12 protein-coding genes are annotated in these 15,969 nt (G+C 67.7%); 6 read left to right on the plus strand and 6 right to left on the minus strand.

What is annotated here, in order from left to right:
* Window positions 1–1,932 (minus strand): ATP-dependent zinc metalloprotease FtsH (ftsH, locus tag NS1_RS34545; RefSeq protein WP_062991377.1); only part of this gene is annotated, 1,932 nt, incomplete at its 3' end.
* Window positions 1,933–2,156: 224 nt separating this feature from the next.
* On the opposite strand from ftsH, the gene NS1_RS34550 reads away from it, so the two are divergent.
* Window positions 2,157–3,146 (plus strand): hypothetical protein, encoded by a 990-nt coding sequence (locus NS1_RS34550; RefSeq protein WP_235569727.1) that lies wholly within the window; start codon window positions 2,157–2,159, stop codon window positions 3,144–3,146.
* A 23-nt stretch (window positions 3,147–3,169) separates the two neighbouring features.
* On the opposite strand, the gene NS1_RS34555 is transcribed toward NS1_RS34550, so the two are convergent.
* Window positions 3,170–4,027, minus strand: a complete 858-nt coding sequence (locus tag NS1_RS34555; protein ID WP_062991379.1) for a DUF1266 domain-containing protein — start codon at window positions 4,025–4,027, stop codon at window positions 3,170–3,172.
* A 125-nt stretch (window positions 4,028–4,152) separates the two neighbouring features.
* Here NS1_RS34555 and NS1_RS34560 point away from each other — a divergent pair, with 125 nt between their 5' ends.
* The 3 genes from NS1_RS34560 (at window position 4,153) to NS1_RS34570 (ending at window position 7,376) form a co-directional block, all read left to right on the plus strand.
* On the plus strand, window positions 4,153–4,425 hold the full coding sequence (locus NS1_RS34560; protein ID WP_056819053.1) for a DUF2277 domain-containing protein: 273 nt from the start codon (window positions 4,153–4,155) through the stop codon (window positions 4,423–4,425).
* Between the two features lie 119 nt (window positions 4,426–4,544).
* On the plus strand, window positions 4,545–6,095 hold the full coding sequence (locus NS1_RS34565) for an aldehyde dehydrogenase family protein (protein ID WP_062991381.1): 1,551 nt from the start codon (window positions 4,545–4,547) through the stop codon (window positions 6,093–6,095).
* A 384-nt stretch (window positions 6,096–6,479) separates the two neighbouring features.
* Complete coding sequence (locus tag NS1_RS34570) at window positions 6,480–7,376, plus strand: LysR family transcriptional regulator (protein WP_056819057.1); 897 nt, start codon at window positions 6,480–6,482, stop codon at window positions 7,374–7,376.
* A gap of 9 nt (window positions 7,377–7,385) precedes the next feature.
* Here the strand turns inward: NS1_RS34570 and NS1_RS34575 are convergent, their stop codons facing one another.
* Complete coding sequence (locus NS1_RS34575) at window positions 7,386–8,732, minus strand: amidase (protein ID WP_062991440.1); 1,347 nt, start codon at window positions 8,730–8,732, stop codon at window positions 7,386–7,388.
* A 223-nt stretch (window positions 8,733–8,955) separates the two neighbouring features.
* Here NS1_RS34575 and NS1_RS34580 point away from each other — a divergent pair, with 223 nt between their 5' ends.
* The gene (locus NS1_RS34580) at window positions 8,956–11,361 is read left to right on the plus strand and encodes a protein kinase domain-containing protein (RefSeq protein WP_084504734.1); all 2,406 of its coding nucleotides are present in this window, start codon (window positions 8,956–8,958) and stop codon (window positions 11,359–11,361) included.
* A gap of 51 nt (window positions 11,362–11,412) precedes the next feature.
* Window positions 11,413–13,329 carry a serine/threonine-protein kinase gene (locus NS1_RS34585; protein WP_255284808.1) on the plus strand — a complete coding sequence of 639 codons (1,917 nt, stop codon included), beginning with the start codon at window positions 11,413–11,415 and terminating at the stop codon, window positions 13,327–13,329.
* Here the strand turns inward: NS1_RS34585 and hpt are convergent.
* The 3 genes from hpt to NS1_RS34600 are packed head-to-tail and all read right to left on the minus strand — an operon-like array spanning window position 13,307 to window position 15,961.
* Window positions 13,307–13,858: a hypoxanthine phosphoribosyltransferase gene (gene hpt, locus NS1_RS34590; protein ID WP_062991383.1), complete on the minus strand. Its 552-nt coding sequence runs from the start codon at window positions 13,856–13,858 to the stop codon at window positions 13,307–13,309. The two genes, NS1_RS34585 and hpt, sit on opposite strands and share 23 nt — an antisense overlap.
* A 24-nt stretch (window positions 13,859–13,882) precedes the next feature.
* The gene (tilS, locus tag NS1_RS34595; RefSeq protein WP_062991385.1) at window positions 13,883–14,899 is read right to left on the minus strand and encodes a tRNA lysidine(34) synthetase TilS; all 1,017 of its coding nucleotides are present in this window, start codon (window positions 14,897–14,899) and stop codon (window positions 13,883–13,885) included.
* Entirely contained in the window at window positions 14,900–15,961 is a 1,062-nt protein-coding gene (locus tag NS1_RS34600) for an Rv3626c family coenzyme F420 biosynthesis-associated protein (RefSeq protein WP_062991387.1), read from the minus strand.
* Window positions 15,962–15,969: the final 8 nt, after the last annotated feature.

Below are 15,969 nucleotides of genomic sequence, written 5' to 3' on the forward strand. Positions count from 1 at the left end.
GCCGCGCTCCACGGCCAGCTCGCCCGGCGTCTTCACCGGCGGCTTGTCCGACGGGTGCCGGTCACCGAAATCGTTGAACGCGGTGATCCGCGGACGCTTCTCGACACCGGCCAGAATCGTCTCGAGATCCTTGCGGTGCAGCGTCTCGCGCTCGAGCAGCGCGGTGGCCAACGCGTCGAGCTGCTCGCGGTATTCGCTGAGGATGGACCATGCCTCGGTGTGCGCGGCCTCGATGAGGTTGCGCACCTCCTCGTCGATTTCGCGGGCGACCTCGTGCGAGTAGTCGGCCTGCACGCCCATCGAGCGGCCGAGGAACGGGTCGCCCTGCTCCTGGCCGTAGCGCACGGCGCCGAGGCGGGCACTCATGCCGTACTCGGTGACCATGCCGCGGGCGATCTTGGTGGCCTGGTCGATATCGGAGGACGCGCCCGTGGTCGGCTCGTGGAACACCAGTTCCTCGGCCGCACGGCCACCCATCGCGAAGACCAGCCGCGAGATCATCTCCGAGCGGGTCATCAGGCCCTTGTCGTCCTCCGGCACCGTCATGGCGTGACCGCCGGTGCGGCCGCGAGCCAGGATGGTGACCTTGTAGACGGGCTCGATATCGGGCATCGCCCAGGCCGCCAGGGTGTGGCCGCCCTCGTGGTAGGCGGTGATCTTCTTCTCGTGCTCGCTGATGATGCGGCTCTTGCGGCGCGGGCCGCCGATCACGCGATCGACCGACTCCTCGAGCGATTCGCCGGTGATGACCGTGCCGTTCTCCCTCGCGGTGAGCAGCGCGGCCTCGTTGATGACGTTGGCCAGATCGGCGCCGGACATACCGACGGTGCGCTTGGCCAGACCCTCGAGGTCGGCGTCCTGCGAGATCGGCTTACCCGCCGAGTGCACCCGCAGGATCGCGCGGCGACCGGCCAGGTCGGGGTTGCCGACCGGGATCTGCCGGTCGAAGCGGCCCGGACGCAGCAGCGCGGGGTCGAGGATGTCGGGCCGGTTGGTGGCCGCGATCAGGATGATGTTGGAGCGATCGCCGAAGCCGTCCATCTCGACCAGCAGCTGGTTGAGGGTCTGCTCGCGTTCGTCGTGACCGCCGCCGAGGCCGGCACCGCGCTGGCGGCCGACCGCGTCGATCTCGTCGACGAAGATGATGCACGGACTGTTCTGCTTGGCCTGCTCGAACAGGTCGCGCACGCGGGAGGCGCCGACACCGACGAACATCTCGACGAAATCCGAACCGGAGATGGTGAAGAACGGCACCCCGGCCTCGCCCGCGACGGCGCGGGCCAGCAGCGTCTTACCGGTTCCGGGCGGCCCGTAGAGCAGCACGCCCTTGGGGATCTTCGCGCCGAGCGCCTGGTAGCGGGCCGGATTCTGCAGGAAGTCCTTGATCTCGTAGAGCTCTTCGACGGCCTCGTCGGCACCGGCGACGTCGGAGAACGTGGTCTTCGGCATGTCCTTGGTCAGCAGCTTGGCCTTGGACTTTCCGAAGCCCATCATTCCGCCACGGCCGCCGCCCTGCATGCGCGACATCACGAAGATGAACAGGCCGACCAACAACACCATCGGCACGATGAACAGCAGCAGCTGGGAAAGCCAGCTCTCCTGCTTGACCACGGTGTCGTACGGCGCGCCGGACTTCTGCACAGCGTTGAGGACCTGCGCGGAGTTCTCCCCGCCACTCGGGTACTTGGCGACGATCTTGGAGTTGTTGCTCGTGGCCTCGTTGCCGTTTTTCAGTTCGATGCGGAGCTGCTGCTCCTTGTCATCGATCTGCACGTTCTTGACGTTCGCTTTGTCCTCGAGCTGGGTCAGCGCAACGGAAGTGTCGACACTCTCCCAACCGCGCGTGTCATCGCTGAGAAAGCTGAACAGCCAGATCATGAGCATGATGCCCGAGATGATCGCCAAGGTGCGAAACACTGTCTTGCGGTTCATAGAGCGTCGGCCGGACGGCCCAGTCCTTTCCGGTTATTACTCCGGGTGTGCTTGCGAAGCGTCGAGATCGGCGGGTTTCGGATGCGGACATGCCACGTTACCGCGTACGGTCTAGTTCGATACATCGCGCAGTTCGGCTGCTGGTGCAGTTGCACTGGTAAACGGCCGGAGAACGCAAGAGGTTCCCGAACGCTCCGACCGGGTTGTGGCAAGTGGCCACAATCATGTCATGCCCGCCTTATCGTGGGCGACGACACAACTACAGCGCAGGGGGTATAGACATCGTCGAGCTACGAACACCCACAGCGATTCTGCGCCACGGCGGTGGACGGCTTGTCGTCCTCCGGCCGGGTACCGACGGCGAACGTGTTCTCGACGTTCCCATTGCCGACCTGCTCAAGGTGCGCCTCAATCGGCGCGCCGACGAAGCGGTGGTCATCGAAATCTATCTGCGTTATCCCACGGCGGTCCTCACCGGCGTTCCCGCCGACCGCACTCCGCTTCCGGTGCTCATCGCCGAGCACGACGTGCCTGCCGCCCTCGGCATCGTCGACCGGATCAACGACCAGATCATGACGACCCAGCGCATCGACGTGGCCGCGCCGGATCTGACCCCGCCCCCGCCCGAGTGGGGAAAGTCGGGCCCGACCCGCGCCGATGTCGAGCGCGCCGTGCGCCGGATGGCCCCGCGCAAGGACGCCCGTACGGCCGTCACCGCGCTGAATCGGTATGTCACCCCCGACGAATACGTCCTGGAAACGGCGATCGCCGTGGCCGCCCCGCCTGCGGGATCGGGTACCGGTCTGCTCGCGGCGACGACCTCTCGCGTGCTGTTCATCTCGATCGGCAGCAGCGGCGAACGCTATGCCTTCGAATTGGCGGTGGCCGCGATTCTCGGCGCCCGCACCATCGAGGGCACGCGCTCGGCGCCGGGCGAGGTCGATACGCGCCACGGCGGATCGGGCATCGACATCAACGACGGCAATCGCACCCTGCATTTCGCCGGCGTGGATCGCGCCGACACCGAGCGGGTCACCTGCGCGGTGAACTTCGCCGTCCGCAGACAAGCCGCCGACGGTGCCGCGGGCCCCGCCGATCCGGGCGTCAACCAGCTCTACGCGGAGTGGGAACTGCTGGTCGAGCGGCATTCGCTCGGCATGGTCGACGACACGCAATTCCAGCGCTACGGCCGCGGGATCCTCCGCAGCCTGTAGTCACCGGCGGCCGAACCGAATACTCAATTCGGTTCGGCCGCTTCGGTTTCCGCCTTCTGCTCGGGCTCGTTGAGCTCGATACGTCGCCACGGGCTCGTCGGCCGGGTCCACAGGCGCACCAGTTCCATCCGCCGGTCGACGCCACCGTTCTTGAGCTCGGCGAGGTCCTCGGTGGCCTGCCAGTAGGTCCAGCCGGTGAGGTAGGCGTCGCCGAATTGACGCCAGTTGCGGTAGCGGCGCTGCGCGGGCACCAATGCGCGCATGCAGTATTCCCACGCCACGTCGGCGTCGATATATCCCGCCGTGAACGCCATGCGGGCCACCGCGACGACGCGAGCCAGGTCCCAGGCATGGATGTCGTTGGGTAGCGGGCGCGACAGGTGGTCGGTGAAGCCGATCTTGATGGCTTGGGCCCAGATGTCGTAGTCGCGGACCAGCGCCTCGGGATTGTCCATCCCCCGAAACGAACCGACCTGACGCAGAAAGGCGCGCTGCTTGTCGGCGCGCTCACCGAAACGGTCGCGCTCGCTGGCATTGACCGAGGCCATCACCAGCGGATGCACCAGCGAATACAACGGTGCGTGCATGCCTTCGAGCAACTGCTCCATCGAGGCGCGGGCTTCGGTGCCGTCGGTGATGCCCCAGGCACCGGTGAGGGTGTCGATGGCGAGTTCACGGCGGTCACCGAGCGGATGCTCGCGTTCGGGGCCGAGCAGCATGGCGTCGTGGAAGGCGTCCCAGCGCGTGGAGTAGAAGGCTCCGAGCGCGAGCGCGCGCAGTTCGTCGTCGCTCACCCCCGCGCCCGACCAGTGGTCTTCTTCGCGCTCGTCTAGTTCCGGATACGGAAAAGTGGTCAGCGCTGGTACTCCCCTGGCAGGCATGCGGCCGAGTCTAGTGCGGTGACCGCGATCACGGGCGGCCTGCGAATCTCACCTGCATTACGAGATTTTCAGATCGCCTCATTCTTCACCTGTCGTGTCATGCCGCACAGGTCTATGGTTCTGACATGTGTAGAAATATCACCGTCTTGCGTGGTCTGGAGCCTGCCGCCACCGAGCAGGAGATCTACGCTGCCGCCTTGCAATATGTGCGCAAAGTCGGCGGCATCTCCGGCCTGAGTAGCGCCACCAAGCCCGCGGTCGACAAAGCTGTCGCGGCCATCGCCGCGGCCACCACGGCGTTGCTGGCGGAACTGCCCGATCGGCGAGTCCCGCCGCCTACCGAGCCACCGCTGCGCCGGATCGCGGCCCGCGAAAACGAGGTCAGCGAGACCTCGTAGGATCGGCGAACTCCATACTGCAACGTGTTCTAATTGACTCGAGCGGGCACGCCATTTCCTCTGGTCGCGCCGTAATAGTCGGTGGATCGAATTCAGCGGATGCACAAGGAGAAAGACCAGTGAGCGAACTCGACAAGACCGCCGCGGTGATCGAAGTACACAATCCGGCGTCGGGCGAACTCGCCGGCACCGTGCCGATCACCACGCCGGACGAGGTGGCGGCCGCGGTCCGGGAGCTGCGTCTGTACCAGCCCGAGTGGGAGGCGATCGGGCCCGCCGGGCGTAAGAAGTGGCTGCTGAAAATGCAGGACTGGCTGATCGACAACACCGAGCACCTGGCCGCGGTACTGCAGTCCGAGACCGCCAAGCCGCGCGTCGACGCGGTCATCGATTCAGCGTTCGCGGTCGACCTCCTCGGCTACTACGCGCGCCGGGCCGCCAAATTCCTCGCCGACGATCACCCGTCCCCGCACAGCCCGCTCGCGCGGGTGAAGACGCTGACGGTCGCCTATCGCCCGTATCCCGTGGTCGGGGTGATCACGCCGTGGAACTTCCCGCTCGCGATGCCCGCGATCGATGTGTTCCCCGCGCTGGCCGCCGGCGCCGCGGTGATCCTCAAGCCGTCGGAGGTGACGCCACTGTCGGCGGTGGAGCTGGCCCGCGGCTGGGCCGAGATCGGTGCGCCGCCGGTGTTCAAGGTGGTCACCGGCGCGGGCGCGACCGGCGCGGCTGTCGTCGAGAACGCCGACTACATCCAGTTCACCGGCTCCACCGCGACCGGCCGCAAGATCGCGGCCGCCTGCGCGGAGCGGATGGTGCCCTACAGCCTCGAACTCGGCGGCAAGGACCCGGCGATCGTGCTCGCCGACGCCGACATCGACCGCGCCGCGCACGGCATCGCCTTCGGCGGCATGTTCAACGCCGGTCAGGTGTGCATCTCGGTCGAGCGGGTCTACGTCGAGGCGCCGGTCTACGACGAATTCGTCACGAAGCTGACCGCGGCGGTGGCCGCGCTGCGCCAGGGCGCCGACGGTCGCGAGTCGAGCAACGACGTCGGCGCGCTGGCCAACGAGAACCAGGTGCTGATCGTGCAGCGCCACGTCGACGAGGCGATCGCCGCGGGCGCCCGGGTGACCACCGGCGGCAAACGCACCGGCGTCGGCACCTTCTTCGAGCCGACCGTGCTCGTCGATGTGGACCACTCGATGTCGTGCGTCGCCGAGGAGACCTTCGGCCCGACGCTGCCGGTGATGAAGGTGGCCGACGAGGCCGAGGCGATCCGGATGGCCAACGACTCGATCTACGGACTCTCGGCGTCGGTCTGGACCGGCGACAAGGCACGCGGCGAACGCGTGGCCAGGCAGTTGAACACCGGCGCGGTGAACATCAACGACGTGTTCGCGAACCTGTTCAATCCCGCGATGCCGATGGGCGGCTGGGGCCTGTCCGGCGTCGGCGCGCGCTGGGGCGGTGCGTCGGGCCTGCGGAAATACTGTCGCGCACAGGCGATGACGAAGCCGAAACTGCCGACCATGGGCAAGGAATTGTTCTGGTACCCGTACGACATGAACAAGCTGGTCTTCGCCGTCGCGGCGATGCGGGCCGCCGGTGCTCGTGGGATGCGCCGGATCGACCTGCCGACGGTGCTGCGCCTGAAGAAGAGCGACTAGCTGATTCCGGCTGCGACGCGTACTCGCGCGCAGCCGGATTCGCCGCTCGAAACTTTTTGTGATCAACGTCACCGATCGAGCCCTCCCCGCACCACACGCCGTGGTCAGCGGCACCTTTCGACGTGCCCGACGGCGACACGGCGGGGCTTACATTCAGGCAGCGAGTGTGAATGTCGACGCATTTTCGCTGGTCAGCCGCCCAGCTTCGCAGTCGATCCACTCAGCGACCGATCGCAGTGAACAAAACGCAATCCGATGGTGCAGCTCACCATGTCAGGCCATATGCTGTGCATTACCAACCTGGTGACTGTTTTGATCCACTTCCGCGAACTTCCTTGCCTGTTTTGGCTGGATTTTCCCGACCGATTCTGATAGCAAGGTGCTATGGACCCGCATTTGCGCGATCTGCGGTATTTCGTCGCCGTCGCTGAGGAACTGCACTTCACCAACGCCGCACAGCGGCTGCACATCGCTCAGCCGACGTTGTCACGCCAGATCCGTCAGCTCGAACGCCAGCTCGACGTGGTCCTGTTCGACCGCAACCAGCGCAGTGTCGCCCTGACCGTCGCCGGTAAGGAACTCCTCGAAGGCGCCCGCAAGATCCTCGAGCTGTGGGAGGTGACCAACGTGTCCCTCCAGGAAGCAGGCGAGGTGCTGCGCGTCGGTATCCAGTCCGCACTCGGCCGCGGCCTGCTCAACGACCTCGAGAGCGCGAGCGGGCATCGTCTCGCTCTGCACGCGGCGTCGTGGAACGACCCGTCCAGCGGTCTGGCCGGTCGACAGGCCGACCTGTCGCTGGTCTGGCTGCCGCTGCCCGACCCCAACCGTTATCGCTGGCAGGTGCTGCGCACCGAGCCGCGCTGGGTGCTGCTGCCCGAAACACACCCCCTGGCCGAGCAGGAAAGCATCGAGTTCGCCGATCTGCTCGACGAGTCCTTCGTCGCCCTGCCCACCGAAGCGGGCGCGGTCCGCGACTTCTGGCTCGGCAACGACGCCCGTGGCGGCAAGGCGGCCAAGATCGGCGCCGAGGCGGCCACCCCCGAGGACAAGCTCGAGGCCGTGAGCCTCGGCCTCGGTGTGTGCCTGCTGGCCGAGAACAATGTGCCGATGTACCGCTGGCCCGGGCTCACCGCGCGTCCGGTCGCCGGTCTCACCCCGTGTGAGCTGGCGGTGGCGTGGCGGGCCGACGACACTCGCCCGACCATTCTGGAATTCGCCGGTCGCGCCGTCGACGGCGGCTTCTCCGAGCCGACACCGCAGCCGCAGCCGATCGCGGTCTAGGGCGCGCGTCTAGTTCGACAGTTCCAGTTGGGCGGCGAGGCCGAGCAAGGTGGCCTCGCTGCCCGGCGGACCGATCAGTTGCGCGGCCAACGGCGTATGCGCCTCGGGGTGAGTACCCATCGGCAGTGACGCCGCGGGCCAGCCGAGCAGATTCCACAGTCCGGTGAACGGCGCGTAGCGCACCGAGGACACGACATTCGCGAGCCAACCACGCCCGCTCCACTGTCTGGCCTTCGGCGGCGGCGCGGCGAGCGTCGGCGTGATCACCACGTCGAAGTCTTCGAAGAATTCGAGCAGTCTGGCTTCGGTCCGGTCGATCTGGCTGGGACGGACCAGACCGAGCCGCCGGATCACTCTCCCGAGCGCCAGATGACGTCGGGTCCGTTGCTGGAGTAGTTCGGGCTTCGGGAGCGCGTCGGCGTCGCCGAGACCAGCGCTCGGCCAGCGCAGCAGCATCAGCAGCGCCGCATCGCCGTAAGGCAGCTCGACCGGTTGCACCTCGTGCCCGGCCACTGCCGCGCGCGCACCCGCGGTGCGCGCCGCCGCCGTCCAATGCCGATCCATGCGGACCAGTCGCGACGGCGGAGCCACGGCCAGTCCGATACGTAGTCGCTGCGGTTTGCGTAGTTCGGCCAGGTCGGAGCGGCCCGCCAACACCGAAAGCGCCAGCGCCGCGTCCGACACCGTTGTCGCGAGGACACCGTTCTCGGCGAGTCCGGCCCAGGAATCGGCGCCGATCTGTGAGGGCACCACGTGTCTACCCGGCTTGATTCCGAATACTCCGCACGCCGCGGCAGGCACCCGGATCGAGCCGAGGCCGTCGTTGCCGTGCGCGATCGGGACGAGTCCGGCGGCCACCGCGGCGGCCGCGCCACCCGAGGATCCACCCGTCGACCGGCCGACATCGCGTGGATTGCGCGTGACACACCCTTCGGAGTCGGTAGTCGCCCACAAACCCAGTTCCGGCATGGCCGTCAACCCGACGACGATCGCGCCCGCGGCCCGCAACCTGGCCACCACCGGGTGATCGGCGTCGGCCGGTTCGGCGGAGGTGGCCGCCGAACCCGCGCGGGTCGGCTCCCCCGCCACCGCGATGTTCTGCTTCACCGCCACCGGCACACCGGCCAGCGGGAGCTCGTCGAGGTCTTGTCTGGCGGCCAGTTCGCGCGCTTCGGCCCTTGCCCGCTCGCCTCGCACCACCGTGAACGCGTTGATCTTGCGATTCTCCGAGGCGATGCGGGCCAGTGCGTCGGCGGTGACGTCGGCGGGCGTGATGGTACCCGCGCGGACCCGGGCAGCCAGTGCTGCAGCGGGGCCCCCGATGGGGTATTCGTCGGCAGGGCGGGACGAGTCCATCGTCACCTCAGCGTCCGTTACGCCGTCGTCGTCGACGGACTCCCATGCTACCGCTGTGAGGTCTTCGTTCATCTGCGGATTCGCCCCCGTCGCATGGTCGTCGAAATTCGGGTGATCAGCTCTAGAGGCGCAAGTTATCATTTCTAGTACAGCTCTCCGGCGATGGCGGCGGGTGTGGCGGAATGAATTTCGCACCGATCCGCGCGAACACTTAGGTCGGGTGATGAGCGATAGCACCGCAAGCGGGCAACAACCCGACGCGACGCCCGGTCGGGCCAACATTGTGCGCGTCGACATGGTCGAGGCGTTCGCCGCCGCGTGGGGCACGGCCACCGAGCACCCGCCCGAGATCGCCGAGTTCCTTCCCGACGCGGCCACCTTGCGCGCGCAGGCGCTGCACGAATTGATCCGGGTCGACCTGCGCCAGCGCTGGCTCCATCACACGGGCACCGACATCGCCCGCAAGCGACTGATCAACTACTGCGCCGAGTTCCCCGAGCTCGATCGGGCATCGCTGCCCGCCGGGCTGGTGTTCGAGGAATTCGTCATCCGCAGGCACAGCGGCGAGCGCGTGGATCCGCGCGATTGCCTGCGCGAATACCCCGAGCACGCGGCCAGTCTGCGCGGCCTGCTCAATACCGAGGAACTCGACCAGAGCACCCACCGGGCCGACGATCTCGACGCGACGGTGAACCAAACGCTGGACTCGACCCGTAGTACCCAGATGACCAGCCCGCAGCTCGACCTCACCGCGACCGCCACCTCGGCCGCGACGTCGTCGACGGACGCACTCTCGAATCCCGGCGCGTTCGAGCCGCTCGACCGCATCGAAATCGGCCAGCGCATCGGCGATTTCGAGCTGCTCACCGGGCTGGGTACCGGCGCGTTCGCGCGCGTCTTCCTGGCCAGGCAGACCTCGATGCAGCGCCTGGTCGCGGTGAAGATCTCCGCCGACCGCGGCACCGAGCCGCAGACGCTGGCCCAGCTCGACCACGACTACATCGTGCGCGTGTTCGACCAGCAACTGATGGACACCGACTCGGCGCCCTCGGGTTCGCGTCGCCTCCGCCTGCTCTACATGCAGTTCCTGCCCGGCGGAACCCTGCTCGGCCTGCTGCGCTGGGTCCGCGCGACCCCGCCCGCCGAACGCAGCGGCAAACTGCTGCTCGACGCCGTGGACGCGGCCATGGAGGAGAAGGGCGAGATCCGCCCGACCGATTCGAGCGTGCGCTCCGAGATCGCCGCCCTGACCTGGCCGGAAACGGTGGCCTGGCTGGGCAGGCGGCTGGCCGAGGCACTCGACTACGCGTCCTCGCACGGTGTGCTGCACCGTGATGTGAAACCGGCGAATGTGCTGCTCACCGCCGAGGGCGTTCCCAAGCTCGCCGACTTCAACATCAGCTTCAGCCGCAGTGTCGAGGGCACCAGCCCGGTCGCCTACTTCGGCGGATCGCTGTCCTACATGTCGCCCGAACAGCTCGAGGCCTGCCACCCCGGCCTCGGCCGCAGCGCCGCCGACCTCGACACCCGCAGCGATATCTTCTCCCTCGGCGTGGTCCTGTGGGAACTGCTGACCGGCGCGAAGCCCTTCGACGACAGCACCGCCGCCGCCGAGGGTCGTGGCGACGAAACCACGCTCGAAGCGATGCTCGAACGCCGCACCGTCGGCGTCGACCAGGCCGCGCTGGACCGGGTTCCGGCGAACTGTCCCACTGCCCTGCGCCGGGTCCTGCTGACCTGCCTCGACCCGGACAGGTCGCGCCGCTGGGCCGAGGGCGCGGTGCTGGCCAAGCAGTTCGACCTGTGCCTGGACGCGCGCGCCCGCGACCTCGTCGACCCGCCGCCGAACAGCTGGCGGATGGTGTGGCGCAAATGGCCCTTGCTGGTGATGGTCTTGGCGATCGGCATCCCCAACGCACTGGCGTCCTGGTACAACATCCAGCACAACCAGACCCTGGTGGTGAGTCGGCTCAATGAGACCGCCCAGCAATCGTTCGTCGTGATCACCGCAGGCGTGAACCTGGTCTTCTTCCCGCTGGGCGCCGCGATGCTCATCTACCTCGCCCGTTTCGTGCTCTCCGTGCCGCGCGGCCTTCGCCACGGCCGCCGCTACGACCCGCCGACCCTGCGCCGCACCAGACACGACACCTTGCGCATGGGCGATCGGGTCGTGATCGTCGCGTTCTCGCTGTGGGCGATCTCGGGACTCACCTTCCCCATCGCCCTGCAATTGGCCGCGGGTGACGTCCCCGGCCATGCCGTGGTCCACTTCCTCGCGTCCCTGCTGGTCTGCGGCGCGATAGCGGTCGCCTACCCGTTCTTCCTCGTGACGTTCTACCTGGTCCGCTGCATCTACCCGATCTTCCTTCGGCACGGCGAAACCAGCACCGACGACGGCGTCTGGCTGCGTGCGCTGAGCCGCCGCTGCACCTGGTACCTCGCGGTGGCGGCCTCGGTCCCCCTCCTCGCCGTAGCCGGTGTCACCTTTCTCCCGCCCGGCGATATCCCGGCCGTGATCGTCGCCGTCCGGGTCCTCTGCGTCGGCGGCATCTTCGCCTTCATCGCCTCCTACCTGATGTTCCGAGCACTCGAAGCCGACTTGAAGGCGCTGGAACGCGTAGTCAGCTGACGCTGCCCGGCGCGGATGAACTTCCGCGCGCCCGCGTCCGTATCCCCCGTCGTGAGCTCGACAGTGATCACCGAGGCGACCCGCCCCTCGCTCGACCGCACCGCCACCATGCACCCCACCGTTCGTCGCGGGCTCGACCGGTTCGAGGTGGGTGCGCGAGTAGGCGACTTCGAGCTGCTCACCGAGCTCGGTTCCGGGGCGTTCGCCCGGGTCTTCCTCGCCCGGCAACGCTCGATGCAGCGCTTGGTCGCGGTGAAGATCTCCGCCGACAGCGGCACCGAGCCACAAACCCTGGCCCAGCTCGACCACGACTACATCGTGCGAGTCTTCGACCAGCTGCTGCTAGATCCGCCCGACGACGGCTCACCCCGCCTACGCCTGCTGTACATGCAATTCCTGCCCGGCGGCACCCTGCTCGGCCTGCTGCGCTGGGTCCGCGCGACCCCATCCGCCGAACGCAGCGGCCGACTCCTGCTCGACGCGATCGACGCGGCGATGACGGAGAAGGGCGAAATCCGTCCCGCGGATTCGAGCGTGCGCCGCGAGATCGCCGACCTCAGCTGGCCCGACACCGTAGCCTGGCTGGGTCGACGGCTGGCCGCGGCGCTGGATCACGCGGCCGACCGGGGTGTGCTCCACCGTGATGTGAAGCCGGCGAACGTTTTACTCACGGCCGAGGGTGTGCCCAAGCTCGCCGATTTCAACATCAGCTTCAGCGAGAACGCCGGTACCAGCCCGCTCTCGTATTTCGGCGGGTCGCTCGCGTACATGTCGCCCGAACAGCTGGAGGCCAGCCACCCCGGCCACGACCGCAGTGCCGCCGACCTCGACGCTCGCTCCGATCTCTTCTCGCTGGGCGTCCTACTGTGGGAATTGCTCACCGGCACAAAACCATTCGACGACACCGGTGCCGACGACCCGGCTTGGGGCGATCAGACCAGACTCGAGGCGATGCTCGCCGCACGGAGCGCGGGTGTGAGCAATTCCGCGCTGCGACAACTTCCGCCGGACTGCCCACCCGCACTGCGTCGAGTGTTGCTGCGCTGCTTGGAACCCGAACGAACAAACCGCTGGCCCGATGGCACCGTGCTCGCCGAACAGTTCGATCTGTGCCTCGACCCCCGCAGCAGAAACCTGGTCGACCCACCCGCTGGTTCCTATCGAATTCTCCTGCGGCCCTTCATGGTTGTGCTGATGGCACTGGCGATCGCGGTGCCCAACGCGCTCGCCGTGCGATACAAGACCTGGCAGAACTCCGGCCTGCTGGTGCAGCGGCTCGAGCCCGCCGCTCGCGAGGCGCTGCACATCGTCTCGGTGGTCACCAACGTGATCTCGTTCGCGCTCGGCGCGGTGATGCTTGTCTTCCTGTCCCGCCACGCGATCCTGATTCCGCGCGCGTTGCGGGCGGGACGGCGTGTGAGTACCGACGAGTTGGGGCGGGCCGGAAGGCAGTCGCTACTTCTGGGGGACCGGGCAGTTGTGGTCGCACTGCTGTTCTGGATCACCGCGGCCGCGATTCTGCCCGCCACGGCGAAGGCGAGCACCGGCGAATTGGAGACCCGGACCACGGTGCAATTCCTGACGTCGAACGCCATCGGCTGCGCGGTCGCGGCGACCTACGCGTTCTTCCTCATCACCTTTTACATGGTCCGCTGCGTCTACCCGATCTTCCTCCAGCAGGGCCACCTGTTCCACACCGATGCCGCAACGCTGCGCGGACTCCTGCAGCGCTGCGGCTGGTACCTGGCGGTGGCCGCGTCCATCCCGCTGATCGCGATGGTGGCCATCACCCTGCTCCCCACCGAGGATCTGCTGCCGACCCTGGTCTCGCTGCGCGCGGTCTATCTCGGCAGCGTCGTCGCCTTCATCGGCTCGTACGTGCTGTTCCGCGCGATCGAAGCCGATATCCGGGCACTGATCAGAGTCGTCGATCCCCCGGTCAGAACTAGGAGTACACGGCTGGGTTGAGGGTGCCGATGTAAGGCAGGTCTCGGTAGCGCTCGGCGTAGTCGAGGCCGTAGCCGACGACGAATTCGTTGGGGATGTCGAAGCCCACGTGGGCGACGTCGACGGGGGTGCGCAGGGCGTCGGGCTTGCGGAGCAGGGTGACTACTTCCAGCGAGGCCGGGTTGCGGGTGGACAGGTTGCGCTTGAGCCAGGACAGGGTCAGACCCGAGTCGATGATGTCCTCGACGATGAGGACGTTGCGGCCCGCGATGTCCTTGTCCAGGTCCTTCATGATGCGCACGACGCCCGAGGACGAGGTGGACGAACCGTAAGACGACACGGCCATGAATTCGAGCTGGGTGGGAATCGACAGCGCCCTGGCGAAGTCGGTCATGAAGAAGATCGCGCCCTTGAGGACGCAGATCAGCAGGAGGTCACCTTCGGGGGAATCGGGCGGGTATCGCTTGGCGACGAGCTCGGCCAGTTCCTCGGTCTTGGCTTTGATCTCGTCTTCGGTGATCAGCACCGATGCGATGTCGTCTCCGTACACGGAAGTGGGTGTCCCTTCGTGGCATCAAATGCGCGGCTGTGCTCGCACCGCCAGCGTGCCATGTTCGCGCGTCACGACCAACCTGTGGCCCCTCGGCCCGCCTCCCACCGCCACCCCGCCCTGCCCGCGCCAGTTGCTCACCAGCTCGTCGATCGCCTGTAAATGCGCATTCATGAGCCCGGTGACGCCTTGATCGGCGAGCCAGGCGCGCACGGCCCGGCGACGCAGTGCGGGCGGCGCAGTGGCCAGGATCTCGATCGAGACAGTGGGTCGATCGTTGTCGCCGGTGCCACTGCCGTGCGAGCGCGCCGCCCGAAGCAGCTCGTCGGCGTAGACATCGAGGACCGCCCCGTCCTCCCGGAGTTGATCGGCGGTGCGAACCAGCGCCTTGGCCACGCCACCACCCAGCACCTGTTCGAGCAGCGGGAGCACTTCGTTGCGGACTCGCACTCGCGTGTATCTGAGGTCCGCGTTGTGCGGGTCGTTCCACGGTTCGATCCCCAGATCGGCACACATCCGCACCGTCTGGGCCCGCCGCACCCCGAGCAACGGCCGCCCCCACGGGGGTTTCCACGCCACCATCCCCTGAATCGACCGCCCGCCTGACCCGCGCGCCAGCCCGAGCAACACGGTCTCGGCCTGATCATCGAGCGTGTGCCCGAGCAATACCGGCCGCCCCGCCCGCACCGACTCCAGCGCCTCGTACCGAGCCGCGCGCGCGGCCGCCTCTACGCCACCTTCGCGCCCCACCTCGACCGGAACGACCACCGCCGCCGCACACCCGAGCGCGCGCGCCCGCTCAGCGGCCCGCTCAGCGACCTCCGCCGAACCGTCCTGTAACCGATGATCGACCACGACGGCCGTCACTTCACCGGCCTCGACGACAGCGGCGGCCACCAAGGCCAGCGAATCGGCCCCGCCCGACAAGCCGACGACCACAGGCCTGCGCCCGCCCTGCGCGACCACCCACTCCCGCACCCCCCGCCGCACGGCGAGCACCGCCGCCGTCTCCGGCAGCCGGATACCGCCCGGTTCCTTCATCTACCCCAGCACCCGGCGAATCCACCGCTCGGGCTCGTCGACCTCGTCCAGCAACGGCAGTGTGTCCGCGTTCGTCCACACCGTGTTGAACTCCGCGATCCCCACCCGTTCGACCACGGCGTCGACGAACTTCTTGCCCCGTACGTACTGCGCGACCTTCGCGTCCACCCCGAGCAGCGCCCGCAGCAGCCGCTGAACCGGATTCGACGGCCGCTGCCTGCGCCGATCGAAGGCCGCCCGAATATCGGCGACAGTGGGCACCACCGCGGGTCCGACGGCGTCCATCACATGATCCGCGTGCCCCTCGAGCAGCGTGCCGAGCATCAACAGCCGATCCAGCGCCTCGCGCTGCGGCGGCGCCTGGGCCGCACGCAACAGCCCGACCACGCCACGGCTGTTCGGATCGTCGGCGTTGTCACCGTTGCGCCGCGACCGCACCTCGCCGACCAACCGGGTGAGCAGCTCGCTCATCGGTTCCTCGCCGACCTCACTCAAGATGTCGACGTTGGTGCGCATATACCCGGCCAACCAGGGCGCCGACGAGAACTGCACCCGATGCGTCACCTCGTGCAGGCACACCCACAACCGGAAGTCGCTCGAATCGACACCCAGCGCCCGCTCGACGCCGAGAATATTGGGCGCGACCAGCAGCAATGTGCCGTCCTCGCCGGTGAACGGGTCGTACTGCCCGAGAATCGCGGTGGACAAGAACGCCAGCATGGTCCCGGCCTGGACACCCGCGGGCTTCCCGACGAACTTGCCGCCGTCCGTGGATTCGGTGCCGGTGAGCACCGCCATCGAATCGGCGGCCGCGGCGATCCAGCCCGGCCGGTCGACGATCCGCGCCTCGGGTACCGGCCGATCGTCGAGCAACCCACTGACCTCACGGACCGGCAGTTCTGCCAGCACCGAGGCCGACGCCAACTCGGCAACGACCTGTTCGGCCGTGGCCCTGGACGCGCGCGGGCCGGAGGGCGCCAGCAGCGCCCCGGTCCGCGCGGCCAACGGCCAGTCCACCGCTCCGCTGAAGCTGGAACTCTTGCGCTCGGTCTTGTCGGTCATAAACCACC

The organism is Nocardia salmonicida NBRC 13393 (genome assembly GCF_001613085.1).
GTDB lineage: Bacteria > Actinomycetota > Actinomycetes > Mycobacteriales > Mycobacteriaceae > Nocardia > Nocardia salmonicida.